Origin of the sequence: Colwellia sp. BRX9-1 (genome assembly GCF_014077195.1) — a bacterium.
Lineage (GTDB): Bacteria > Pseudomonadota > Gammaproteobacteria > Enterobacterales > Alteromonadaceae > Colwellia_A.
Genome location: NZ_JACGVM010000025.1, coordinates 1 through 23,687 on the forward strand (window position 1 = coordinate 1; position 23,687 = coordinate 23,687).

A 23,687-nucleotide genomic window follows, 5' to 3' on the forward strand; every position below is an offset into this window, starting at 1 on the left:
GCATTTATCTTCTTTATTGGCTTGTCGAGCAATAGGCTCGTTTAATGCCCGCATAAACCAACTGATATCGATTAAGCGCTGTTTATAGACCTGTGCTGTTTCTTCAACCATTTCCATTTCGAATGGGGTTAATGTAGTTAATGATTGCTCTTGTTGAAATTGACGAGTCAACAGGGTGCCTTTAAACAACTTATGCCAACGGGACAGTACCTCTAGCGTCGTCCAGTTGTTAGCTTGTTCACTATCAACATGAAGGACTAAATGTAAGTGATTATTCATGACAGCATGAGCACATATATCAATAGCAAAGACCTGAGATAATTTAAAAATGCGCTGTTCAATCCAATGACGCCTGTGCTCATAACTGACACCGGTTTCTTTATCAACACCACATAAAAAGGCTTTGCGAACGGTTTGACTGCAAATATGATAATACGGCGTATCAGATAAACTGATTTGTTGTGAACGAGGCTTAGGCATAACAATCACCACACTTATAAGAGGGTAATTTAAGTGTAGTTTATTGTTGAAAAAACAAACAAGTTATTATGGGTGGCTTAATAATATTTTTTAGTCAGAACAAGAGCATAATTCGAAAGAAAAAAAGTTGACTAAAATAATCAACATAAAGTAAGATTACTTGGCAACTCATTAATACTAAAAGGATTTATTATTAAAACATCTCATTTAATCTTCCTGTCATCCGTTTTATTATCAGTACCAGCTTTCGCAGAGTCAGAAAAAAAAACAATTAAACATGAATTACAATACGGTGTTATCAATTTGGCTAGTCTTTCATTTATAGATGGAGATTGGTCTGAATTTCCGATTGTCGGTGCCCGTTATAAATACTATTTTTCTCCTGTTGCCGATAATGAACAGCCTTACGATTTGCAATCCCATTTAGGTAGGAACAGTTGGTTAAAAGTTGATTTGAATGCTCTTAACTCTAATCCTAACTTAGCTGGCAAGTTATATTTTAGTCAACGTTGGAGTTTAGAAGCAGATTTTAGCTACCAACACAAAACACATAAAGACAGTTATACTGACCGTAATGGGGCATTAAAGACGAGCAAATATGAAGAAGATGAATTACTCACTGACCTTGTTCTGAACTATGCGGTTAGCCAACAATTGACGTTAGGGATTGGTATCCATAACTACTCTGAAAATAGTGAATATACGGATATCATTGATGATTATGTCGAATCCAATAACTCTCAATATGACAGCGATACTTTAATTGCTATTAAAGCTAGATATACAAGCATTAATGGAGGGAAAGGTTTGGACATTGCTTCTTCAATTTCGCATAACGAAGAACGAATTACGGCAAAAATATTTACCACCTTTTACATTGCTAAACATAACGCTTATAAAGCTGGTGTAGTTTATTCTGATTTTTCTGATGACTGGAATAATGAGACCTTACTCACTATTTCATTGGCACATCACTATTGGTTTTCACACACAACTGCGATTAAATACGGTATATCATGGATAAGAGTTGATGGTAATAATTTCGGCTTGTTAGATATAGATGGAACTTGGCGCTTTTAGCGCTACCACATTATTTAGTCTCTAAAATTGAAATATTAACGGCAGCAATGATCCTAAAGCGGACTTAGAAATTAATGAATGACTAACTATAATGTACATAAAGTGATTATTAGTATTGCTGGCTGAAGATCAGAGGTTTTCACTAAAATGCAATTTCTAAAAAACAAGATAATCTGTTTATCACCTATTAAAAGTCAACTGTCATAAATGATGCCAATATCAAACATTATACTACGTCTGTGGAGCTTCACTCGGTATCGACATACACGAAAGTAATAATGCCATGATGCCATTGAATGGTCTTGCTGCTATAGGCATCGTCACACCTTATGATGTTTCGCAAAAATCATCACCGTACATCCTGAACATAAAAAAGCCCATGTTTAAATGGGCTTATGATATAACGTTACTCTCTGTGCTTTTACATGCTAGTTTCTAAACACAAATCCTATTTAGGGTCGTAGCAACATCAACAGATACCTTTTGCTGTTGCTCTGCATGCTGGGCAACAGAACTTAAGCCATTAGTGATATCTCGACTCAAAGAGGCAACTTCAGCCATATTGGTATTAACCGCTGCAGTTGATTGCTGTTGCTGTTCAGTGCCACTAGCAATTTGAGAGGTTAAGGCATTAACCTCTTTAAAGACTCGACCTATTTGCTCTAACGCTTCAACCACTTCGGCTGAATGCGTTAAACTGTCTTGCGTCAATGCTTGACCACGCGAAATCGCCGTTACAGCATTCGTTGATTTCTCTTGCAGACCTTCAACCATTGAATGAATTTCAACCGTTGCTTCTTGTGTTCTATGCGCAAGTGCTCTTACTTCATCGGCAACAACTGCGAAACCGCGACCTTGCTCACCTGCTCGCGCTGCTTCTATCGCTGCATTTAATGCGAGTAAGTTTGTTTGGTCGGCAATGCCACGAATAACATCCAGAACAGAACCGATATTTGAACACTCTGTTTGCAGTAGCGCTAAGTCTGTCGCCATTTCGGTAACTTCTTTAGAAAAAGCTTCAATGGTTTGCTGACTGGTATTTGAAGAAGTTGTACCTTGCGATAAAATGTCAATAACTTGATTAGTCGTCTCACTTACCTGTGAAGCACTCTCTGAAAGTATACTAGACGTTGACGCGACTTCATCAATAGAGTGAGCCATAAGTTCTATTTGACGGGCAGAATCATCAACGGCTCTCACTGAATCAGTCATTTGTGTGGCCAGTAAAAATGACCCCTCTTTTAACGATTCAGACTCGGTTCGCAATTCAGCAAGCACATCGGATAAGTCTCCAATAAAAGCACTAAGCTCATTGGTGACTTGAGCGAGTTCATCATTACCTTCATCAACTAATGGGCCAGGAGGCGCCTGCTTGGTACTCACCACAAGTGTTAAGTAATGAAGTAACTTTGTTAATCGAGAAGACAGCTGACTTTGAGTAAATATATAACCTGATATTAATTGGGCAATCACTAATAGAGACAATATACCGATAACAGACGACTTACTTAACTCATCTGTAAATAGCAAAATAAATAATACAGCTAATAATCCAAAAACAGCAGTCGGTATAAGTAATTTCACGCTTAAGCGAGTAAACATAGAGTATCCATGATGTTAGTTTAAAAAAAATAGCTGAGATTAAAGCTACTTGTCTTTATTTCCTTATAAATTACCTATTATTTAGCAGTTTTGCTAATAATATTTACTAATTTATACCATTCGACAAAAATCAGCTGTTATTTTAACGATACCAAGTAACAATTGATTGTCGAACATTCAACGTTAACCGCCAGCACTTATAATATAATGATAGGTGCTGGCGGATAAATAAAAAGAGAAAGACAATAAATAGTTTAGCTAAAATCAAAGCCAAACTTTATTTTTATTGGGACATAAACCATTTAATTTTCCCTTTATAACGACATGATTAAAAGTATTGGCTATTTGCTTTGCTTAAATTCACCTAAATCGCCCTTTTTTAGCTAATAGATAAGTTGATTTCTTCTTAGTCAGCACACCAAACTCAGCTACTTTGATTGTTTTTCTTTTTAGTACAACTGCTTTAGTTTTTGTATTGCTAAAATTGTCGCTCACATAAGGTTGAGATGACTCTGCCTAGTTAAGTTTTCATAATATCGGCAGTTATGGCTAAGTGCCCAACTAAATGGATATACATCATAAATAATTGATATCACATTTATCTTTCACTTTTTGGTGTATTCTCATAAAATCAATGAATAGATTATTTAACAAGGCATTCCGTGACTTCAATTCAACATTTGTTCGACAATAATCAGCAGTGGGCTGAAAAGATAAAAAAAGCAGACCCCGATTTTTTTAAACGCTTGTCAGAACAACAAAAACCGGAATATTTATGGATAGGTTGCTCTGACTCAAGAGTACCAGCCAATGAATTGCTCGGTATGTCTCCAGGCGAAGTGTTTGTTCATCGTAATATTGCTAATCAAGTTATCCATACCGATTTAAATTGCCTTTCTGTTATTCAATTTGCTGTAGAAAACCTAAAAGTTAAACATATAATAGTATGTGGTCACTATGGCTGTGGCGGTATTACAGCATCAATTGATAATAAGCGTCATGGGCTAATCGATAATTGGTTAGGGCATATTAAAGATGTTTATCGTTTTCACAAAGAGCGCCTTGATGCCGTTGAAGACCAGCAAACAAAGGTCAACTTACTTTGTGAACTCAATGTGATTGAGCAGGTAGCCAATGTTTGTCATACAACCACATTAGTCAGTGCCTGGAATGCCAATCAAGATGTCACCGTACACGGCTTTGTCTATAATATACACGACGGTATTTTGAAGAACTTAAACGTTTCTTCTAATGGTAAATAACCAATGACCTTAATAATGCCTGACTCACCTAACAGTAAACAACCTTTTGCTTGTGGCGAAGTCGCTTTAGTTGGCGCGGGTCCTGGCGATCCTGATTTATTAACCATACAAGCTTTTCGTTTTATTAAACAAGCTGAAGTCGCCATTTATGACCGATTAGTAAGTGCTGAAATATTAGCGTTATTACCCGAAAATTGTCAGCGAATTTATGTCGGTAAAAAACAAGCAGAACACAGAGTACCCCAAGAAAAAATTAATCAGTTATTAGTTGATTATGCTAAACAAAACAAAAAAGTTTTACGCTTAAAAGGCGGCGATCCTTTTGTTTTTGGTCGAGGAGGTGAAGAAGCACAATATACCTTAAAAAATGGCATCGCTTGTCATATTGTACCAGGAATGACCGCGGCCTCTGCTTGTACAAGCTATGTAGGTATTCCTTTAACACATAGACAAGTTGCACAAAGTTGCACCTTTATTACTGGTAACGTCCAAGACAATGGTGAATTATCACTGCCATGGCACACACTTAACGATAATAAACAAACCGTTGTCTTTTATATGGGGATCAAAAGCTTACCCATTATCAGTGAGCAACTAATCAAGGCGGGTCGTAAAGCTTCAACACCCGCAGCATTGATTTATAAAGGAACAAATCCAGAACAACAAGTTTACCGTGGTACGTTAGCGGGATTGAACCACTTAGTTGAATTACATGATATAAAACCACCAACATTAGTCATTATTGGTGATGTTATTAACACCTTTGATGAGAAGCGCTTGATGAATTTAGGTTATTTATCACCAGAATAATACTAAACACCCAAAAAATCTTTTAAGAAAATCAAGCTCCGCACTGCGCCAATATTAATCATATTGTTCGGTTTATATTAATAATTATAATAACAATTACCCACTCTTTTGATAATAAAAATAATAGGAATAGCGATTATGCAGGGCACCGAGAATATCCCAGGAACGGTTAACTTTTCAAACACAGGTTTAACGAGTAACGATTTACCAAGATTAGACTCTCTAAAATTTGAAATGTTATCGCCGCTTTATGCAAAAAGTAACCGCTATATCTCCTTATTTCTCACCCTGTTTATTATAAGTATTTTATTCATCGTTCAGCTACAACACTTTATTACCTTAACTACTGCAGTAAGTAACTTTCTAAGTTATGTTATTTGGATAATAGCACTGGTTGGCTTTATGAGTACCCTTTACACTATAGTTGCTGATAAAAGAAAGTTTTACGCACTTCGCCAACAAGATCTTAGTTATCAAAGTGGCGTTATTTTTCTCAAAACTGTTAGCCAACCCATGCTACGTATTCAACATGTAGAGCTAAAGCGTGGTCCTATTGACCGAAAAATAGGTTTGGCTAAACTGCAAGTTTTCAGCGCTGGTGGTGCACTGCACACTTTTGAAATCCCAGGTTTACCGTTAGAGAAAGCAGAGAGCATTCGCCAATTTATTCTTGATCACAAAGATGTTAACCATCATGGATAAATCAACACCGACGCTAGAGAGCGACGGAGAAGTAACAATTCCCCCTCTTGGCTCGAAACAAAACACCAAAGACTGGCAGCGTATATCACCTATCGCTATTATGTATTTTTTAGCAAAATTTGTGATGGGATTTTTAAGTAATATCGTCGTTTTTTTACCCGCATTATATTTAGGTTACGATAATTTTATTGCACATCCCCATTTGTGGCTACCAATAGGTTTAGCCATACTCGCCATTATTATGATCTCGACCTTTTTAAGTTTCTACTTCTTTCAGTATCGATTATATCAGGATCATATTGAAATACGCTCTGGCGTAATTTCAAAGAAATACGTTAATTTACCCTTTGCTAAAATTCAAAACGTAAAACTAGAGCAGCCGTTGTATTATCGACTATTCGGTTTTACCTGCCTCCAGCTTGATACTGCAGGCTCCGCTATGCAAGAAGCTAAAGTCGTCGCTTTAAAAGTAGACTTTGCCGAACAACTTAAAGTAGAAATTTTAGCTCAGCATAAAATAGCAAGTTCAACAGTCGCCGATGCCGAGACCGAAACAGTTAATGACTTAGCATCTAAGGATCAAAACAACGAAACTATTTTAAACACACGTAGTATTACAGACCTTATTATTCATGGCTTAACTAACAACAGAATCTGGATTTTCCTCGGTGGCTTAGCACCATTTTTTGATGATTTTGGTCGCTATATTGTTGAATTTTTTAATGGCTTAGGTATCGACCTTGAAAAATTCTTAACGTTTGCTGATAAACCCATGTGGCAAGTTGGTTTATACGCACTGACCTTAACTTTTATTATTTTATTACCTTTTACCTTATTTTCTATCGCCGGTTCTATTATTACTTTTTACCAGTTCACCTTAAGTAAAGTCGACGATCGTTATATTCGCCGTAGTGGTCTGTTAACCAAGTATGAAGTGATCATGCGGTTATCCCGCCTGCAAATGGTAGTTCGTCAACAAGATTGGCTTGATGTGATACTCAAACGAATTAACCTTAAATTTGAGCAAAGCAATAGTGCTTTAAATCAGTATCAAGCGAGTGCAGAAAATAATCGTATTATTGTTCCATCAATTAATCCTAGCGAATGTTTGGCGTTGGTTAACAACGTATACCCAACTAATAAAATGATGACTGTTGATTATCAAAGCATTAGTAAACGCTTTCTTTTGCGTAATCTTGGCTATATTCTCACCCCGATATTTATTTCACTGTTAGTCTTTTTCATCACTGTTGATAAAACTAATTTATTAATGGCTATAATTCCGGGTTATTTATTTGTTGGTTTGTTAATTTTTATGCGTTGGTTTCGTTGGGGCTATGCTAAAGATGAAGATTTTATTTATATCCGTAAAGGTTATTTTGGCGTCGACTATTACTGTTTTCCTATTTTTAAAACTCAACAAGTTCAGTTTAAACAAAGTTGGTTTCAAAAGCGCCACCAACTCAGTTCAGTAAGCATAGTATTAGCGGCAGGCGCTCAAGATATTCCTTTTATCAAACAAGAGTTTGCCTACCAATTACTTGATAATGCACTTTACCAAGTAGAAAGCAGCCGCAAATCTTGGATGTAACTAAGAGATGAACAGCACTAAAATATTCATTATCGGCTTACCTCGCACCGGCACCACCAGTATTTGTGCCGCTATGCTTGAACTCGGCTATACCGTCGCACACACAGCTTATACGCAAAAAACTTTTGATCATGCACAAGTGATCGCCGATACGCCCATTTTTGCTGATTTTAAACGTCTAGATACATTTTACCCTAACAGTAAATTTATCTATTTGTCCCGTGAGTCACAAAAATGGTTACCGTCGATTAAGCAATTACTTCAACGAATGTATATCAATGTCACCCGAGATGATGGTGGTTTTAATACGATCATTAAACGCTGTTACCAGAGTACATTTTCACCTTTTACGTCAGATAATATTGAAGATGATAATTTTTTATCATTATGCTACCAGCGGCATAAGAGTGAGGTTGGGCAATATTTTATTGCTCGCCCACAAGACTTACTGACTATAGATGTTAGCGAGTCAGACAGTTATCAGAAATTACTCAACTTTTTATCTTTAGCGCAAGGAAATGAGTCGGCAAGCTTTGAGCGGCTCAATACGGGTGGCAAAGTGACCGCCTGGAAAGATTTAATCAATAAAAATAAAATAGCGTCGACCAAGAATGGTCGAATAAGTTTACTAACTTATTTAGATGTATCAGGCGAATAACAACAGCACGTTGAGCTCTATAATAAAGTCAACATACTGCTTTTTCTAAACGTTACAAAGCTTCAATTTCAGCGAGTGCTTGACTAAACTCGGCTAAATCTAACTCAACATATGTATTATCATCTGTATCACTAGTTTCTTCTTGCCAATTAATACCAACAATAACGCCGTCTTCACTAAGGTCTTCTAACCAAAATTCCAACCAGTCACTTAAAGTTATTTTAGTCGGTACATATTCCTGCCATTCATCAACACAATGCTTCTGAGCGAGTTCTTGGCTTGACCATAATGGCATAACTTCAGTGTTTTCAAAATTAATAGAGTCAAGTACCACCCAATCTTCTGCTGACTTTTCTTGCAGTGCCCAGAACGATTGGTTGTTTTTAACGTCGACTAAAAAGGTGCTTAAGATTGTTGAATTCATGATTATTGGTATCAATTAATTAATGAGCAGTCTTTAATTATCTCACACCATCTCATTTGCTAATATAACAATTTATTGTAAAAGTATAAAAAATAAGCAAGTATGAATGAATATGGAACAATAATAATAAAAATACTATATGACTGAAGAAGTTAGATTGAAGACATTAAGCATTGATGAATTAGAAATTGGTATGTTCGTTACCACCGTAATGCTTAAACACAGCAAAACAAAAGTAAAAAACCAAGGCAGAGTTAACTCTCAAAGCACAATAATGTCTTTAAAAAAACAAGGCGTTACTCAAGTTATTATCAAACTTGAGTCTGATAAGGAACAAAATAAAAATTTAACAGCTAAAGAAGAGAAACTATCAACTGCAGAGTCAGTGATTTTACCGTGCTCATTAAATGAAGAATTTTCACGTTCGTGTGAAATCTATGATGATAGTAATAAAAAAATTCAGGATTTGTTCGATCAAGCGAAAAGTCAAAAAAATCTATCACCACAGGCAATCAGTTTGCTCGCCTCAGAGATAACCAACTCGGTTATTCGTAATCAATATGCCATAACTATTTTAACGCGTATTCGCCATCACTCTACCTATCAATGGGAGCATGCCACTAACTGCGCCATCTTAGTATGCGGCTTTGCACTTTTCCTTGGCTTAAATAAAGAAACCGCTGAAAAAATGACATTAGGCGCTTTATTACATGATATTGGTGTTGCAAAAATACCCAAAGGGATCATTGAAAAACCAGATAAACTGACAGTTAATGAAATGGATATTGTTAAAAAGCACCTTGCATGGGGACATCAGCTTTGTAAAAAAGATGGCTTTAATGATCCTATTATTATGGATATGTTGATTAATCACCATGAACGATTAGATGGTTCTGGCTACCCGAGGGGTTTAAAAAAAGAAAAACTTTCTAAACTTGCTCGTATTACTGCAATTATTGATGTTTATGACGCTGTAACAGGTGATAAAGCTTATAAAAAAGGTCAACAACCCATTAACGCGTTACGTTATTTATTAGCAGAAAAAGGCAAGTTTGATCAGCAACTTGTTCAACAGTTTATTAAATATTTAGGTGTCCATCCGGTGGGCTCACTGGTTAAACTATCAAATGATAAAATAGCCATTGTAGTTGAAGGCAACAGAGCTGACCCGCTAAAACCTAAAGTAAAAATTTTTTATAGCTTAAAACTCCAAAATTATATTAATTCAAAAGATTGCGACCTTTCACTTGTCACTATTACCATCGTTGGCTCGGCCCGAGCTGAAGACTATAATATTAACATTGCTAAAGTGATACACGACATTGCCAATAAAGCCTAACGTACCTTAAATGTCCTTTTTTAGGCAAAAAAAAGCCGCGTAAGTTACGCGGCATAAAAACATTTGTAAGGGAATAACAAAAGTTTGGTAAGAGCATAGCCCTTAAGAACTAGAGTAATTATACTAATAAACTATTTAATGTAAATACCATACACTAATAAAATTGAAAATTAGCACAATTTTATTTCAAATATCATCTTAATAGTTATTAATAAGCCCTTTTAAACGGTGCTAATCAGTTAATCTTCTTGATAAGACAATAAAAAGCCGAGTAAGAATACTCGGCTTTTAGTTAACAACTTTTATTATCTGATTGATACGTTAAGGCGTCATCTCTTCTTGATCTGCGCCTTCTTTATCAATCACTTCTGGTATCAAGTCTTCTTTAGAAATACCAAAAGCGAGTGCAACAGAGCTTGCTACATAAATAGATGAATAAGTACCAACAAAGACCCCAAACAATAACGCGGTTGCGAAACCATGAATAAGCTCACCACCTCTAAAAAACAGTGCAGCTAATACTAATAACGTGGTTATTGACGTTATAAAAGTACGACTTAAGGTTTGTGTTAACGAAATATTGATAATATCTGCTGGCCCGCCTTCACGTAATTTACGAAAGTTTTCACGAATACGGTCAGACACAACAATCGTATCATTGAGTGAGTAACCTATAACCGCCAATATCGCTGCAAGCACCGTCAGGTCAAACTCAAGTTTTAATACTGAGAACAAGCCCAGTGTTAACAATACATCATGAAATAAAGCAAACACCGAACCTAAAGCGAAACGCCATTCAAAGCGGAATGCTACGTAAACGAGAATACAAATTAGCGCAGTTAACATCGCTAATCCGCCCTGCTCTGCTAATTCATCGCCGACGCTGCCACCAACAAATTCAATACGGCGCATTTCCATGGTTTGCCCTGTGCCTTCTTGTAAGGCACTAAGTACTTCATTACCGAGCATTTCAACGTTTAAACCTTCGCGCTCTGCTAAACGAATAACCACATCACGGCTAGTACCATATAACTGCACAACCGCATCTGGATAGCCATTACTGTCCATTACCGCACGAATTTTGTTTAAATCAGCCGCTTTTTCAAAACCCACCTCAATTAATGTTCCACCCGTAAAATCTAGGCCAAAGTTTAATTTATTGGTCATTAAAGAAAATACAGAAGCAAGCATCAATAAAACACTAAACATCAATGCTCCCTTGCGGTAACTCATAAAGGCGACAGTTTCTTTTAATTGTAAAATTTGCATAAATATCTACGCCCTATATTGAAAGTTTGTCGAGACGTTTTCCGCCCCAAACAGCATTAACTACGGTTCGTGTACCAACAACCGCTGTAAACATTGAGGTAAGAATACCGATAGATAACGTTATCGCAAAACCCTTAATCGGACCTGTACCAATAGCATACAAAATAAGTGCCGCAATAAGCGTGGTAATATTGGCATCAATAATGGTTGAAAATGCTGCCTCATATCCTTGGTGAATAGATTGTTGAATCGACTTACCTTCACGTATTTCTTCTCGTATACGTTCGAATATAAGTACGTTGGCATCTACTGCCATACCAACTGTTAGTACAATACCTGCCATACCGGGTAACGTTAATGTTGCCCCAGGAATTAACGACATTACCCCAACAATTAAGATTAAGTTAGCACCAAGTGCTAGATTTGCTACCACACCAAAAGCACGGTAATAAATAATCATAAAAATAAACACTAAGCCAAAGCCCATTAAAATAGCTTCAAAACCAAGCCTAACATTTTCAGCACCTAATGTAGGTCCAACCGTTCGCTCTTCAACAATTTGAATAGGTGCTACAAGTGCTCCAGCACGTAACAATAATGCTAAATTATGTGCTTCACTTTGGCTACCCGCACCAGTAATGCGGAAGGTTTTACCTAAACGTGCTTGAATGGTTGCTACTGAGATAACTTCTTCTATTTTTTCAAAAATAGTATTCCCTTCAGCATCTTTACGGTCAGTGGGTTTATATTCAATAAATACGGTCGCCATTGGCTTACCGATATTACTTTTAGTCCCATTGGACATTTTTCCACCGCCGGCAGAATCAAGCGAAATATTTACTTGTGGACGGCTATATTCGTCAAAGCTTGAGCCTGCATCAACAATATGATCACCGGTTAGCATCACACGTTTTTTCAATAAAACAGGTTTGCCGTCACGTTCATATAATAACTTAGAGCTTGCTGGCACTCGGCCATTGAGTGCAGCACTTAAATCACCGTCGGTATCAACGAGTCTAAATTCGATAGTTGCCGTTGCATTTAAAATTTCTTTTGCTTTAGCTGTATCTTGCACGCCGGGTAATTCAATGATGATGTGTTTTTTGCCTTGGCGTTGCACAAGCGGCTCAGAGACACCCAATTCATTAACACGATTACGAATAATGGTAATGTTTTGTTGCAAGGCATATTCGCGAACTTCTTTAATTTTTTCATCGGTCATTTTTGCAGACAAAGTTAAATTATCCGCATTTTCTGACATTAAAAAGTCACGGTAGCGTTTTTTCAAAAAGTCATGTGCTGTAGTTAAGTCTTCCGCATTACGAAACTGAACATTGATGGAGTCGTTCGATTTTTTGACACTGCGGTAACGAATTTTTTCGCCACGTAAATCAGTACGAAAGTCATCAACTAAGGCGTCTTGCGCTTTAACTATCGCTTCACTCATGTTCACTTCCATTAGAAAGCTAACACCACCACTTAAATCTAAACCTAACTTCATCGGTGTACCACCAACACTTGCTAACCATGCAGGTGTTGCCGGCGTAAGATTTAACGCCACCGAAAATTTATCGCCTAAACTTTCCTCAAGCAAATCACGGGCACGAAGTTGTTGCTCGGTATCACTAAAACGGACAAGTAATTGGCCATTTTCAAGCACAATACTTGAGAATGAAATATTATCTGCAGTCAAATCGCTCTTTACGCTATCAAGCGTTCCAGCATTGGCTTCAACGCCACGTAAACCTGAAACCTGCACGGCAGGGTCTTCAGGGTATAAATTAGGTAAAGCATATAAAGCACCAAAAGCGACTATAAATAGCACCATCAGTGTTTTCCATAAGGGGTATTTGTTTAGCACAAGTTCATCCTTTTTATTAACGTTCTTTTAAATCATTGCAGGTTAGTCATAATGCTAAACTTGTTTAGCAAGAAGCTAAGCAAATAACTAACCCACTACGAATTACAATGACTTCATTGTGCCTTTAGGTAATACCGCATTGATTGCTGCTTTTTGAAGAACAACTTCAGTACCTTCAGCAACACTTACTACGATATAATCTTTTTCGTCTGAAACTTTCACAATTTTACCGACGATGCCGCCTTGTGTTAAAACTTCATCGCCTTTTGATAATGCTGACATTAGGCCTTTATGCTCTTTTACACGCTTAGCTTGTGGGCGGTAAATCATAAAGTAAAAAACTAAACCAAAAACGGCTAGCATGATCAACATTGATGTGCCATCGGCACCTGCTGGTGCGCCGGTTGCTGCGTGTGCTTCACTGATAAATAAACTCATAATTTCCTCTGATTTTTATTGTTAATAAATGGATAATTCTTTTAATTTGTGTAAATAGCTATTTTAGTTCTGGAACGGGTAATCCGCGTAACGCATAAAACTCGCTCACGAAGTCGTCTAACTTACCTTGCTCTATAGCCGCACGCAATCCTTTCATAACACGTTGATAAAAATGTAAGTTATGTAAGGTATTTAATTGTGAGCCTAGAATTTCATTACACTTATCTAAATGATGCAAATAAGCGCGTGAATAATTTTTACAGGTATAACAGTCACATTCGCTGTCTAATGGCCCTGTATCTGTTTTGTGGCTGGCATTACGGATTTTAATAACGCCGTTAGTCACAAATAGATGACCATTTCGGGCATTACGTGTTGGCATAACACAATCAAACATATCAATACCACGACGCACACCTTCAACCAAGTCCTCAGGCTTTCCAACACCCATAAGATATCGGGGTTTATTCTCAGGGATCAAGGGGGTGGTGTGATCAAGAATGCGGATCATATCTTCTTTGGGTTCACCTACTGATAAACCACCGATCGCATAACCATCAAACTCGATGTCTTTTAAACCTTTAACAGAAACTTCACGTAAGTCTTCATACATGCCACCTTGTACAATACCAAACAAAGCTGATTGATTATCGCCATGAGCAACTTTAGAACGCTGTGCCCAGCGTAGTGATAATTCCATCGAACTTTTTGATTCTTCATGTGATGCAGGATATGGCGTACACTCATCAAAAATCATCACAACATCGGCATCTAAACTGCGCTGAACTTCCATTGAACGTTCAGGGGTCAGCATTATTTTATCACCGTTAATAGGAGAACTAAACTTAACCCCTTCTTCGGTAATCTTACGCATTTTACCTAAACTGAACACCTGAAAACCACCAGAGTCAGTAAGAATTGGTTTTTGCCAATTAATAAAATTATGTAAACCGCCAAACTGTTCAACAATTTCAGTACCAGGACGTAGCATAAGATGAAAAGTGTTGCCTAGAATAATTTCAGCGCCTGTTGCCTCAACATCTTCCATTTTCATGCCTTTAACCGTGCCATAAGTCCCTACTGGCATAAACGCTGGCGTTTCTACTGTACCGCGATCAAACGTTAAACGGCCTCGACGTGCTTTACCGTCAGTATTGATTAATTGATACTTCATCTTGCTTTTTACTGGTTTAGTCACTGGTGCTACTGTTTTATCTGTCATATAGACTTTCTCCAAACCCTCTAGCGAAACAGGCTAGCGGTTGTTTATTATAAATTATTAAACGCTTTGTATGTCATCTTAAATATTGTAATCTTTTTTCGTTAAAAACATCGCATCGCCATAACTGAAAAAACGATATTTTTCATGCACTGCATGTTGATATGCAGACATCATGTGTTCGTAACCCGAGAAGGCGCTAACGAGCATTAACAGTGTTGACTCTGATAAATGAAAATTAGTGATTAAGGCATCAATCACTTGAAATTCATATCCTGGGGTAATAAAGATATCAGTGTCACCATAAAAAGCGCTAAGCGGTAAAGCTTTATCTTTAGCCACCTTAGCGGCACTTTCTATAGAACGTACCGATGTTGTACCAACTGCGATAACGCGACCGCCATTCGCTTTTGTAAGGGCTATCTGTTGAACAACTTCGTCAGATACTTCAACATACTCAGCATGCATAATATGGTCGGCTATTTCATCGACTTTTACTGGCTGAAAAGTACCCGCGCCAACGTGTAAGGTAATAAAAGCGAGATCGACACCCTTAGCTTTTATTTTTTCTAATAAATTTTCATCAAAATGTAAACCTGCGGTAGGTGCAGCAACCGCACCAGGTTTTTCATTATAAACAGTTTGATATCTTTCACGATCGCTGTCTTCATCAGGACGGTCTATGTACGGAGGTAATGGCATATGGCCAATTTCTTCAAGCACAGATAAAACTGATTGTTCACCCTGTATTTCTAATTCAAATAGAGCACCATGGCGACCAAGCATAGTCGCAGAGACTTTGCCTTCTAGAATAAGTTTGTTACCCACTTTTGGTGACTTACTGGCACGAATATGAGCAAGAAAACGTTTTTCGTCGAGGATCCTTTCAACCAAAACTTCAATTTTCCCACCACTTTCTTTTTGTCCAAACATACGTGCGGGTATTACGCGGGTATTATTGAAGATAAGTAGATCACCAGCATTAAGTTGTTCAATAATGTCGGTAAATCCAAGATCAAGGATTTCACCACTATTACCGTTAACAGACATTAAACGACTTGAGGTACGATCCGCTTTCGGATATCGGGCAATAAGTTCTTCGGGTAAATCAAAAGAAAAGTCAGCTACGCGCATGTAAATACCAATTAGAATATCTATTTTAAGAGAATAAAAAACGCGTAATTTTAGTGTTCAGCGCCAACAATAGCAAGTAATAACGCCGATACAGTGGCAATAAAGGGTCAAGAGACCTTAAATATAAAACAGCTCTGTATTTACCTTGTTTATAATCATCATATTGGAAACTTTATCTCCCCTTTTTGACAATTTACCGTATGCTGAGATTATCGATAAATTTATAGTTGAAAATATCATGAACAATATTGCTTTTGCTCTCGCTAAAACCATCCTGAATGGCTTTGAGCGACATATCTATCTTTTTAGTGAAATTACTCAATCCGCAAAAAAACGCTTTGAACTCTGCCAATGGCAAGCGGTTCAAGATGCAGCAAAAAGTAGAACAGACTTTTATGATAAACGTGTTGAAGAAACACTTGAGACCATTAAAAAAGATTTTTTTGTCTCGAATCTTGACGAGCTTTTATGGCAAAACGTTAAGGTAAGTTACGTCGATTTATTAAAAGAACACCATCAACCAGAGCTAGCAGAGAGTTTTTATAACTCTATCTTTTGTCATTTATTTGAACGTAAGTACTACCACAATGCTTTTATTTTTGTAAAAAGTACCGTTGAAAAAATAGAAAACATTGCCAGTCCGGTTATATACACGCGCTATTTGCCAAGTGAGTTAGGCCTAGAGCAAACTATTGCGGCTATTATGAATAATGCCAACTTCAACATTCCCTTTGTTAACTTAGAAAGAGACATGAAAAGTCTTATAAAGTCTTTTCGCGTTCAAGCACATAAAACACGATATAAACTTAGCGAATTGAAGTTCGATATTCTTGATTTTATATTCTATCGTAACAAAGGGGCTTATATTATTGGTCGCGTTATTTCTCCTGGCGGTGAAACACCTTTTATTGTCCCTATTGTTAATAATGAAAAAGAAGGAAAAGCAGCAGGATTATACATAGATGCTTTGTTAACCGAAGGGGCAAATATGGCGGTAGTTTTCGGTTTTGCCCGCGCTTACTTTTTTGTCGACTGTCAGCACCCCTTTGCTTTAGTGCAATTTTTAAAACGCTTAATACCTCATAAAACCTTAGCCGATTTATATTCAGCCATTGGTTTTCATAAACAAGGTAAAACACAGTTTTATCGCGATTTTCTCAATCACCTCGACGCAAGTGATGACAAATTTGAATTAGCTGCAGGTATTAAAGGTATGGTGATGTCAGTATTTACCTTACCCTCTTACCCTTATGTTTTTAAAATTATAAAAGATAAATTTGCCCCGAGTAAGACCATGACTAAGCAAGAAGTTAAAGGGAAATATCGCTTAGTTAAATTACATGACCGAGTTGGACGAATGGCTGACACCATGGAATACTCTGAAGTTGCTTTTCCCAAAGACCGTTTTAGTGAAGAATTATTAACAGAGCTGCTCAATGTTGCTCAATCTATTATTCGTTTTGAAGATGAATTAATTATCATCAAACATTTATATATTGAGCGTCGTATGACACCGCTCAATTTATATTTAGCTAAAGCAAGTGATGAGGAAATTGAAGAAGCAATGTATGGCTATGGCAGCGCGATCAAACAGTTAATTGCTGCCAATATTTTCCCCGGCGACATGTTACTCAAAAACTTTGGCGTAACCCGACACGGACGAGTCATATTTTACGATTATGATGAAATAACCTATATGGATGAAGTTAACTTTAGGGTGAAACCAGAAGCGATTACCGAGGAACAAATTTATGCAGCAGAACCTTGGTACTCGGTAGCACCTGGCGACATGTTTCCAGAGGAAATTGCGACTTTTGCGCTGGCAAATAAGAAATACCGCAATGCTTTTTTATTACATCATGCCGATTTGTTAGAAGCCAATTTTTGGCAACAATGCCAAAAAAGTGTGGCTACGGGTAAATTTGAAGATGTATTCCCCTACCCAGAGGCACTACGTTTTTGTAATAATTAATATTGTATCTGTGATTGTTTGCTTTACCTGACAATAATTGAGTTTAAAACAAACGCAATGTTGTTATTTTAAGCAAACAGTCATTTATTTCATTTTTTTTGACTTTAGCGCTTTACCTTTGCTATTGCTTGCGTATAATTCGAATCCGTTGCAGGGGTGTAGTTCCAATTGGTAGAACAGCGGTCTCCAAAACCGACGGTTGGGAGTTCGAATCTCTCCACCCCTGCCAATTCTTTTCTTAGCTATTTCTAGCTATGATCAATAAGCTTCTCTTTATAAATCATCGTTAACCTAATCGCAACTCAGTCATATCTAAATAAGAGCGGTCGTTATACTTATTAAAGTATAATTTATATTTAGGTGAAGAAATAAAAATATAACCTATAATATATTTATTGCTTCTAATAATATCTGACTGGAATAATTTGACACTTTTTAATACTGTGCCCCAAATAAAATCACCCTCTTTATTATTTTTTTCTTTATATTTTATAATATTTAGCGCTGTTGCTACAGAAATAACCAGCGAAGTAAATTTAGACACCGATTATCAGTCTATCCGTAATAATCCGTCGATTTCATTTCAGGAAAAAGAAAATAGCTATACTAAACTGCTTGAACAAGTAACGCCGTTTGAAAACAAGCGCTTTGAAGCACTAATTATTAATCAGTTGCATTACAATGCTATCCTTCAAGGAGATACTGTTAATGCTCAACGATGGCTAGATCACTATAAAAAAAACCTTAAGCAAATCATTTCAAAAAAATCCTTACTCGCGTTAAATCTTCTATTAAAAAAAAATCAGCTGTTTGAGTTACAAAATGATCAACAACATCTGCCAGCATTAAAAATTTCCTTGGCGTTATTTAATCAGATGAACAACGTAATAATAAAAAAAAATAACAGTATTTTAAATGATGATGTCTACCTGACCAACCGAGATGTTGCTGAAATTAATAATTTAACTGGTATTTCGTATTTCTCAATTGGCGACTATGACCAAGCACAACAGTATTTTATTACTAGTTTGCGTTTATATGAAGACTTGCAGGCTTTAAAAGGTGTCGCGGCGGCGCTTAATAATTTATCCCTAATTAGCTGGGCACAAAAAGATTTTCATGCGGCCTTAAAATATTTAGAGAGACCTATAGAGATATCACAACAGCTTAACGACAGTGCGCTTTACATCATTAACATTTCAAATCAAGGTATTTATTATACTGATCTCAAACAGTTTGAGAATGCAATCGTATCCTATAAAAAAGCGATTAATCATCCTGACAGTAAATATTTTCCTAAAGAGACATTAGGCGCCATTATTGGTCTCGCCGATGCCTACATTACAATTAATGAATTAACATTAGCAAAAAAGCAATTAGAAGAAGCGTTGCAATTAACTGCAGCAACCAAGAATAAAAAATCACAAATTAGTGCGGAAGGCTTTATTGGCGATATCTATCTACTGCAGGGAGAGCCTCTTCGAGCGTTAGCCATTTATAATCGCGCATTACTTTACTATCAGGAGACCAAACTTCAACAACTTGAAGCAGAGACTTATAAACGCATCAGCAAAGCTTATCAAGCGCAGGAAAAATGGCAACAAGCCTTTAATTTTTATGAAAAACATATCCTGTTAATTAATAAACTTAATGACGAAGCACAGCAAAAATCAATCAGGGTCCTACAAAATCAATATAAAGCAGAAGTAAAACAGAAAAAGATCAACTTATTACAAGCAGAAAATCAATTACAAACATTAGAGCTACAGTCAGCAAAAAATCAAAGTGTTGTGACCATTGTTATTAGTCTATTTTCCTTAATCATTTTATTACTTACGGTAAATCGTCATTATATACGAAAAGAAAAAGTACGTTTAACACGCCACAATAATGAAATCAGAGCCAATGAAGAACAGTTGACGTTATTGTCTATTGCTTTTAAGAATACGGCTGATGCGGTATGGATAACCAATAAAGACTTCGAAATTGAAGTAGTAAACAATGCTTACGTGACACATACCCACAAGCATAAATCTGAAGTAATAGGTCAAAAGGTAGTTTTTGCAGAAATAAATGGCCAGCCTGCTGATTTATCTGAAAAATTACGCACTCAGGCTATGGTGCATGGTAGTTGGTTAGGGGAGCTTTTTGATCAAAAATCTACCGGTGAAATTTATAGTTTAGAATTAGAGATTGAAGCGATAACAAACGATAATAATGAAATTATGCATTATCTTGGTGTTTTTAGAGACATTACTGAAAAAGTAAAAATACAACAGCAATTAAGTAAGCTTGCTACCCACGATGATTTAACCGAATTGCCGAATAGAACCCTGTTGCATGAATTGATTGTCCAATCTTCTTTGAACTCTCAGCGCTCTCAAAAATCACCAACCGTACTATTACTCGATGTAAATAGTTTCAAAAAAATTAATGACACTTATGGCCATAGTGCCGGTGATGAAGTTATCCGTGAAATTGCCGATCGTTTAAGTACGGTATTATACCCAAAAGACGTTATTGCACGTATTAATGGTGCTGAATTTTGTATTTTAGTTGAGCTTTCTGACCCTAATTATGGTGCTATCGCTGTTGCACGGAAAATACTGTCTTGTTTTGACACTGCATATGTATTTGATGACCACCAGTTGCCTGTTACAGCAAGCATTGGCATTACTCGATACCCTGAAGATGCTGATGTTCCTCAGGAGCTATTAAGAAAAGCAGCGTTAGCAATCTTTGATATTAAAGCTCAAAAAAAGAATAATTATCAATTTTTTGAACAGCGCATGAACAGTGAAGTTGCAGAACAATTAGCGCAAGAACAAAGGCTACTCACAGCAATAAAAAATGAGACCTTTGAATTTTATTATCAACCCTTTGTTGATACTAAATCTGGCTTGATTTCGGGTGCAGAGGCCTTAATCCGGTGGGTTGAAGCGGACGGTAATATTATTTACCCTGACAGTTTTATTCCCTTTTCTGAAAAGCTTGGTCTAATAGACCAACTTGATAAAATCGCAATAAATAAGGTCTTCGCTCAAGTTGCTTTATGGCAAAAACAAGCGTTAGACTTTGGACCTATTGCCATTAATTTATCAGCAAAAATGTTTTCTGATTCAGCAGCCCTTATTGCACTTTTAAAAGCGAAACTAAACCAATATGGCATCTCTCCCGCCAGGATAAAAATTGAAATTACTGAAGGCATGTTACTGGATAAAATAGATATCGCTATTTTAACCATGCAACAGCTTAAGGCACTTGGCTTTAAGCTTTCATTAGATGATTTTGGTACAGGTTTTTCTTCTTTAAGTTACTTAAAACAATTTCCTATCGACATTCTCAAGATTGACCGTTCGTTTATTATGGGAATGCATGAATCTTCAATCGATCAAAGTATTGTTCGCTCTATTATTAACTTAGCTAATAATTTAAATTTAAGTGTTATCGCAGAAGGCGTGGAATTAAGTGAGCATTTAGCGTTTCTCCAACAATTAAACTGTCAGGAGTATCAAGGTTATTATTTCAGTAAAGCCATTAGTTTTAAAGAGTTAGAGCAACTAGTCATGACTCAAATCAAAACGCTATAAAGTACAATGGCTTTATCTTTTAATTTGCGATTAATTGAGAGTCACAGGATTAATACACCACCAATAATAACGGGTATATTTGGTATTAAGTGAAAATTCTGTCATTATGTGCTTCTTACTTACGCTATGCTTTATCACCTTAATTTATGACCATGACTAAAAGACAGTTTTCGCACTTGCAGGCTATGGGTATTGAACTTTGGCAGTTAAAAAATAGCGAAAAAGCGAACAATAGCGACCACCCTCTTTATCTAGACATTGAACTTGCTACATTAGTCGATACTCATATATTTACCGACATCCTGCATTCTTTAGGTTGCTCTATTGGTGAAGTAAGTTGCAATAATAATGCCTTATCGATAGGTTTATTAACCTGGCAATTTAGTGAACAGACTGATATATCACTAACAAAGCATCACCTGGTTACCCCGTCGATTAACGTTTTGAAAAACTCTCCGCTATTAAAACAAACACTTTGGCAAAAACTACAAGAAATTCAATAACATGACTTTTAGCTATCATAAAATATCAAGTAACGACGTAGACTTATTAATCCCTATAGAGAATGCTTGTCACTCTCACCCATGGAGTGAAAAAACCTTTAACAGCTGTATTGGCGCGCGATATTTTGGTCATTACTTACAAGTGGATAATGAGTTAGTGGGGTTTTATATTGGCGAGCATGTCGCTGGTGAAGCAACGTTAATGGATGTTTGTGTATTACCAACACTGCAGGGCAAGGGTTATGGTAAAGCATTACTAGAACACTTTTTTATGCAATCAAAACAACTTAACAATACAGTTATTTGGTTAGAAGTTCGAGCAAAGAACATCAGTGCTCAAATGATGTATATCAACAGTGGTTTTATTGAAACTGGCAGAAGAACAGGTTACTACCCAAGTGCCTCTGGTTTCGGTTATGAAGACGCTATAGTCATGAAAAAAGTGCTCTAATACCTAATAAAGCAGACATAAATTAGATTCCAGTTAATAGGGTTCAGTAAAAAAGCTGCTTCAACAATAAGAGCGACAAGAGTTAAAACCATCATACACGAAACAAAATAAAGCCTCTTTAATCATGACAATTAAAGAGGCTTTTACATATCACGGTTTCACGAATAAGCGTTTAAACTATTCACACAAGTAAATAAACTACCAATTTTCAACACCTTTCATGTCTGGTAATTCATGGGCGATACCCTTATGACAATCTATACAGGTTTTTTCGCCAGAAGCCAGTGCACTTGAGTGCATTTTAACACTGCGATTACCTTGTTCTGAAAAGTCCATGTACTCAAAGTTATGGCAATTACGACATTCCAGTGAATCATTCTCTTTCATGCGTTTCCATTCACGTTCTGCCAATTCACGGCGATGATCTTGAAACTTTTCTCTTGTGTCGATCAAGCCAGTAAGCATACCCCAAACTTCTTTACTCGCCGCAATTTTACGAACGATTTTATGAGTCCATTTTTTGGGAACATGGCAGTCAGGACAAGTAGCACGAACGCCAGAACGGTTAGAGTAATGAATAGTTTCTTTGTATTCTTCATAAACATTATCTTCCATTTCATGACAACTAATGCAGAACTCTTCGGTATTGGTCACTTCAAGGGCGGTATTAAATCCCCCCCAAAAGATAACACCGCCAGCAAAGCCGATAGCTAAAATAAACCATAAGGCGGCACTGCTTGGCGACTTTAAATACGAAAGTAAGCTTTTTATTTTTGATTTTTTGGTCATGTTAATCCCCTAAATTACGTTTAGATAAACCATTATTTAATCATTACCTAACGATTCAACGGGTTTAAAAAGATTATCAACTAACTCAGGTGCATCAGCTTGTGTAACATGGCATTGAGAACAAAAGTAGCGACGCGGAGAAACATCTGACAGTGTTTTACCGTCACGTGTTTCAAAGTGCGTTAAACTTATTTTGGTTGCGCCGGTTTCTCTCGCATATTTCCAACCATGACAAGTTAAACATTTATTACTGTCTTTATTGACCCGATAACCACGTGTTTGATGAGGCACAACAGGTGGTTGATGCACATAATTACGCTGAATAGGGTTTTTATCTTTAATGACACGTTTAAGCGCTTCTGCACTTTTGGTTTCATTAATTTTAGCTATGCCACGAATAGTCTCTAAACCGCCTGACGTTACTTCTTGATAAGCTTGTACGCTTAATGCCATGGCTAAACTGGCTGTTATCATTATTATTGATAATATTTTCATTTTTTACCTCTACCCGGT

The 23,687-nt window shown here is 36.7% G+C and carries 20 protein-coding genes, 1 tRNA gene and 1 pseudogene; 12 read left to right on the forward strand and 10 right to left on the reverse strand.

All coding sequences use genetic code 11. The features are described 5' to 3' along the window. Positions 1-480 (reverse strand): annotated as a pseudogene (locus H4J76_RS17415) (transposase); the annotation flags it as partial. A 303-nt stretch (positions 481-783) separates the two neighbouring features. On the opposite strand from H4J76_RS17415, the gene H4J76_RS17420 reads away from it, so the two are divergent. Then, the gene (locus tag H4J76_RS17420) at positions 784-1,560 is read left to right on the forward strand and encodes a hypothetical protein (RefSeq protein WP_182231017.1); all 777 of its coding nucleotides are present in this window, start codon (positions 784-786) and stop codon (positions 1,558-1,560) included. A 435-nt stretch (positions 1,561-1,995) separates the two neighbouring features. Here the strand turns inward: H4J76_RS17420 and H4J76_RS17425 are convergent, their stop codons facing one another. Next, positions 1,996-3,162, reverse strand: a complete 1,167-nt coding sequence (locus H4J76_RS17425; protein WP_182218333.1) for a methyl-accepting chemotaxis protein — start codon at positions 3,160-3,162, stop codon at positions 1,996-1,998. A gap of 662 nt (positions 3,163-3,824) precedes the next feature. On the opposite strand from H4J76_RS17425, the gene can reads away from it, so the two are divergent. The 5 genes from can (at position 3,825) to H4J76_RS17450 (ending at position 8,185) form a co-directional block, all read left to right on the forward strand. Further along, complete coding sequence (gene can, locus H4J76_RS17430; protein WP_070376043.1) at positions 3,825-4,424, forward strand: carbonate dehydratase; 600 nt, start codon at positions 3,825-3,827, stop codon at positions 4,422-4,424. A gap of 3 nt (positions 4,425-4,427) precedes the next feature. After that, on the forward strand, positions 4,428-5,234 hold the full coding sequence (cobA, locus tag H4J76_RS17435; RefSeq protein WP_182231018.1) for a uroporphyrinogen-III C-methyltransferase: 807 nt from the start codon (positions 4,428-4,430) through the stop codon (positions 5,232-5,234). A 138-nt stretch (positions 5,235-5,372) separates the two neighbouring features. After that, a complete protein-coding gene (locus H4J76_RS17440) occupies positions 5,373-5,936 on the forward strand; it encodes a PH domain-containing protein (protein ID WP_182231019.1) in 564 nt (187 codons plus the stop codon). Continuing rightward, positions 5,929-7,527: a PH domain-containing protein gene (locus H4J76_RS17445; protein WP_259364945.1), complete on the forward strand. Its 1,599-nt coding sequence runs from the start codon at positions 5,929-5,931 to the stop codon at positions 7,525-7,527. The genes H4J76_RS17440 and H4J76_RS17445 overlap by 8 nt, the downstream gene beginning before the upstream one ends. A gap of 7 nt (positions 7,528-7,534) precedes the next feature. Beyond that, entirely contained in the window at positions 7,535-8,185 is a 651-nt protein-coding gene (locus H4J76_RS17450; protein ID WP_182218318.1) for a sulfotransferase, read from the forward strand. Between the two features lie 52 nt (positions 8,186-8,237). On the opposite strand, the gene H4J76_RS17455 is transcribed toward H4J76_RS17450, so the two are convergent. Then, a complete protein-coding gene (locus tag H4J76_RS17455) occupies positions 8,238-8,609 on the reverse strand; it encodes a DUF2750 domain-containing protein (RefSeq protein WP_070376038.1) in 372 nt (123 codons plus the stop codon). 139 nt (positions 8,610-8,748) lie between these two features. Here H4J76_RS17455 and H4J76_RS17460 point away from each other — a divergent pair, with 139 nt between their 5' ends. After that, complete coding sequence (locus tag H4J76_RS17460) at positions 8,749-9,948, forward strand: HD-GYP domain-containing protein (protein ID WP_182231020.1); 1,200 nt, start codon at positions 8,749-8,751, stop codon at positions 9,946-9,948. Between the two features lie 321 nt (positions 9,949-10,269). Here H4J76_RS17460 and secF read toward each other — a convergent pair whose 3' ends face one another. The 5 genes from secF to queA form a co-directional block, all read right to left on the reverse strand. Continuing rightward, a complete protein-coding gene (secF, locus tag H4J76_RS17465) occupies positions 10,270-11,217 on the reverse strand; it encodes a protein translocase subunit SecF (RefSeq protein ID WP_070376037.1) in 948 nt (315 codons plus the stop codon). Positions 11,218-11,230: 13 nt separating this feature from the next. Continuing rightward, on the reverse strand, positions 11,231-13,078 hold the full coding sequence (gene secD, locus H4J76_RS17470) for a protein translocase subunit SecD (protein ID WP_182231021.1): 1,848 nt from the start codon (positions 13,076-13,078) through the stop codon (positions 11,231-11,233). Between the two features lie 102 nt (positions 13,079-13,180). Next, on the reverse strand, positions 13,181-13,516 hold the full coding sequence (yajC, locus tag H4J76_RS17475; RefSeq protein WP_182171028.1) for a preprotein translocase subunit YajC: 336 nt from the start codon (positions 13,514-13,516) through the stop codon (positions 13,181-13,183). Positions 13,517-13,574: 58 nt separating this feature from the next. Beyond that, complete coding sequence (tgt, locus tag H4J76_RS17480; RefSeq protein ID WP_182171367.1) at positions 13,575-14,690, reverse strand: tRNA guanosine(34) transglycosylase Tgt; 1,116 nt, start codon at positions 14,688-14,690, stop codon at positions 13,575-13,577. Positions 14,691-14,816: 126 nt separating this feature from the next. After that, positions 14,817-15,869, reverse strand: a complete 1,053-nt coding sequence (gene queA, locus H4J76_RS17485; protein ID WP_182218313.1) for a tRNA preQ1(34) S-adenosylmethionine ribosyltransferase-isomerase QueA — start codon at positions 15,867-15,869, stop codon at positions 14,817-14,819. 238 nt (positions 15,870-16,107) lie between these two features. Between queA and aceK the strand changes: the two genes are divergently transcribed. The 5 genes from aceK to rimI all read left to right on the forward strand — a co-directional run bounded on the left by aceK (position 16,108) and on the right by rimI (position 22,385). Continuing rightward, positions 16,108-17,841 (forward strand): bifunctional isocitrate dehydrogenase kinase/phosphatase, encoded by a 1,734-nt coding sequence (aceK, locus tag H4J76_RS17490; RefSeq protein ID WP_182231022.1) that lies wholly within the window; start codon positions 16,108-16,110, stop codon positions 17,839-17,841. A gap of 152 nt (positions 17,842-17,993) precedes the next feature. Beyond that, positions 17,994-18,070 (forward strand) — tRNA-Trp (locus H4J76_RS17495). A 196-nt stretch (positions 18,071-18,266) separates the two neighbouring features. After that, positions 18,267-21,431, forward strand: coding sequence for an EAL domain-containing protein (locus H4J76_RS17500; RefSeq protein WP_182217606.1), 3,165 nt, complete (start codon positions 18,267-18,269; stop codon positions 21,429-21,431). Between the two features lie 152 nt (positions 21,432-21,583). Beyond that, a complete protein-coding gene (locus tag H4J76_RS17505) occupies positions 21,584-21,934 on the forward strand; it encodes a DNA polymerase III subunit psi (protein WP_182231023.1) in 351 nt (116 codons plus the stop codon). Position 21,935: 1 nt separating this feature from the next. After that, complete coding sequence (rimI, locus tag H4J76_RS17510; protein WP_182217602.1) at positions 21,936-22,385, forward strand: ribosomal protein S18-alanine N-acetyltransferase; 450 nt, start codon at positions 21,936-21,938, stop codon at positions 22,383-22,385. Positions 22,386-22,583: 198 nt separating this feature from the next. On the opposite strand, the gene H4J76_RS17515 is transcribed toward rimI, so the two are convergent. Together H4J76_RS17515 and H4J76_RS17520 are read right to left on the reverse strand one after the other, a co-directional pair. Then, positions 22,584-23,174 carry a NapC/NirT family cytochrome c gene (locus H4J76_RS17515; protein WP_182217601.1) on the reverse strand — a complete coding sequence of 197 codons (591 nt, stop codon included), beginning with the start codon at positions 23,172-23,174 and terminating at the stop codon, positions 22,584-22,586. Positions 23,175-23,210: 36 nt separating this feature from the next. Further along, positions 23,211-23,669, reverse strand: a complete 459-nt coding sequence (locus H4J76_RS17520; protein WP_182231024.1) for a nitrate reductase cytochrome c-type subunit — start codon at positions 23,667-23,669, stop codon at positions 23,211-23,213. Positions 23,670-23,687 lie beyond the last annotated feature (18 nt).

Excerpts from the sequence above, each read along its gene's own strand:
- H4J76_RS17450 (WP_182218318.1), top strand. The coding sequence starts at position 7,535 with ATGAACAGCACTAAAATATTCATTATCGGCTTACCTCGCACCGGCACC.
- cobA (WP_182231018.1), top strand. The coding sequence starts at position 4,428 with ATGACCTTAATAATGCCTGACTCACCTAACAGTAAACAACCTTTTGCT.
- H4J76_RS17515 (WP_182217601.1), bottom strand. The coding sequence starts at position 23,174 with ATGACCAAAAAATCAAAAATAAAAAGCTTACTTTCGTATTTAAAGTCG.
- H4J76_RS17520 (WP_182231024.1), bottom strand. The coding sequence starts at position 23,669 with ATGAAAATATTATCAATAATAATGATAACAGCCAGTTTAGCCATGGCA.
- H4J76_RS17505 (WP_182231023.1), top strand. The coding sequence starts at position 21,584 with ATGACTAAAAGACAGTTTTCGCACTTGCAGGCTATGGGTATTGAACTT.
- tgt (WP_182171367.1), bottom strand. The coding sequence starts at position 14,690 with ATGAAGTATCAATTAATCAATACTGACGGTAAAGCACGTCGAGGCCGT.
- H4J76_RS17440 (WP_182231019.1), top strand. The coding sequence starts at position 5,373 with ATGCAGGGCACCGAGAATATCCCAGGAACGGTTAACTTTTCAAACACA.
- aceK (WP_182231022.1), top strand. The coding sequence starts at position 16,108 with ATGAACAATATTGCTTTTGCTCTCGCTAAAACCATCCTGAATGGCTTT.
- yajC (WP_182171028.1), bottom strand. The coding sequence starts at position 13,516 with ATGAGTTTATTTATCAGTGAAGCACACGCAGCAACCGGCGCACCAGCA.
- secF (WP_070376037.1), bottom strand. The coding sequence starts at position 11,217 with ATGCAAATTTTACAATTAAAAGAAACTGTCGCCTTTATGAGTTACCGC.
- H4J76_RS17445 (WP_259364945.1), top strand. The coding sequence starts at position 5,929 with ATGGATAAATCAACACCGACGCTAGAGAGCGACGGAGAAGTAACAATT.
- H4J76_RS17460 (WP_182231020.1), top strand. The coding sequence starts at position 8,749 with ATGACTGAAGAAGTTAGATTGAAGACATTAAGCATTGATGAATTAGAA.
- H4J76_RS17455 (WP_070376038.1), bottom strand. The coding sequence starts at position 8,609 with ATGAATTCAACAATCTTAAGCACCTTTTTAGTCGACGTTAAAAACAAC.
- rimI (WP_182217602.1), top strand. The coding sequence starts at position 21,936 with ATGACTTTTAGCTATCATAAAATATCAAGTAACGACGTAGACTTATTA.
- H4J76_RS17425 (WP_182218333.1), bottom strand. The coding sequence starts at position 3,162 with ATGTTTACTCGCTTAAGCGTGAAATTACTTATACCGACTGCTGTTTTT.
- queA (WP_182218313.1), bottom strand. The coding sequence starts at position 15,869 with ATGCGCGTAGCTGACTTTTCTTTTGATTTACCCGAAGAACTTATTGCC.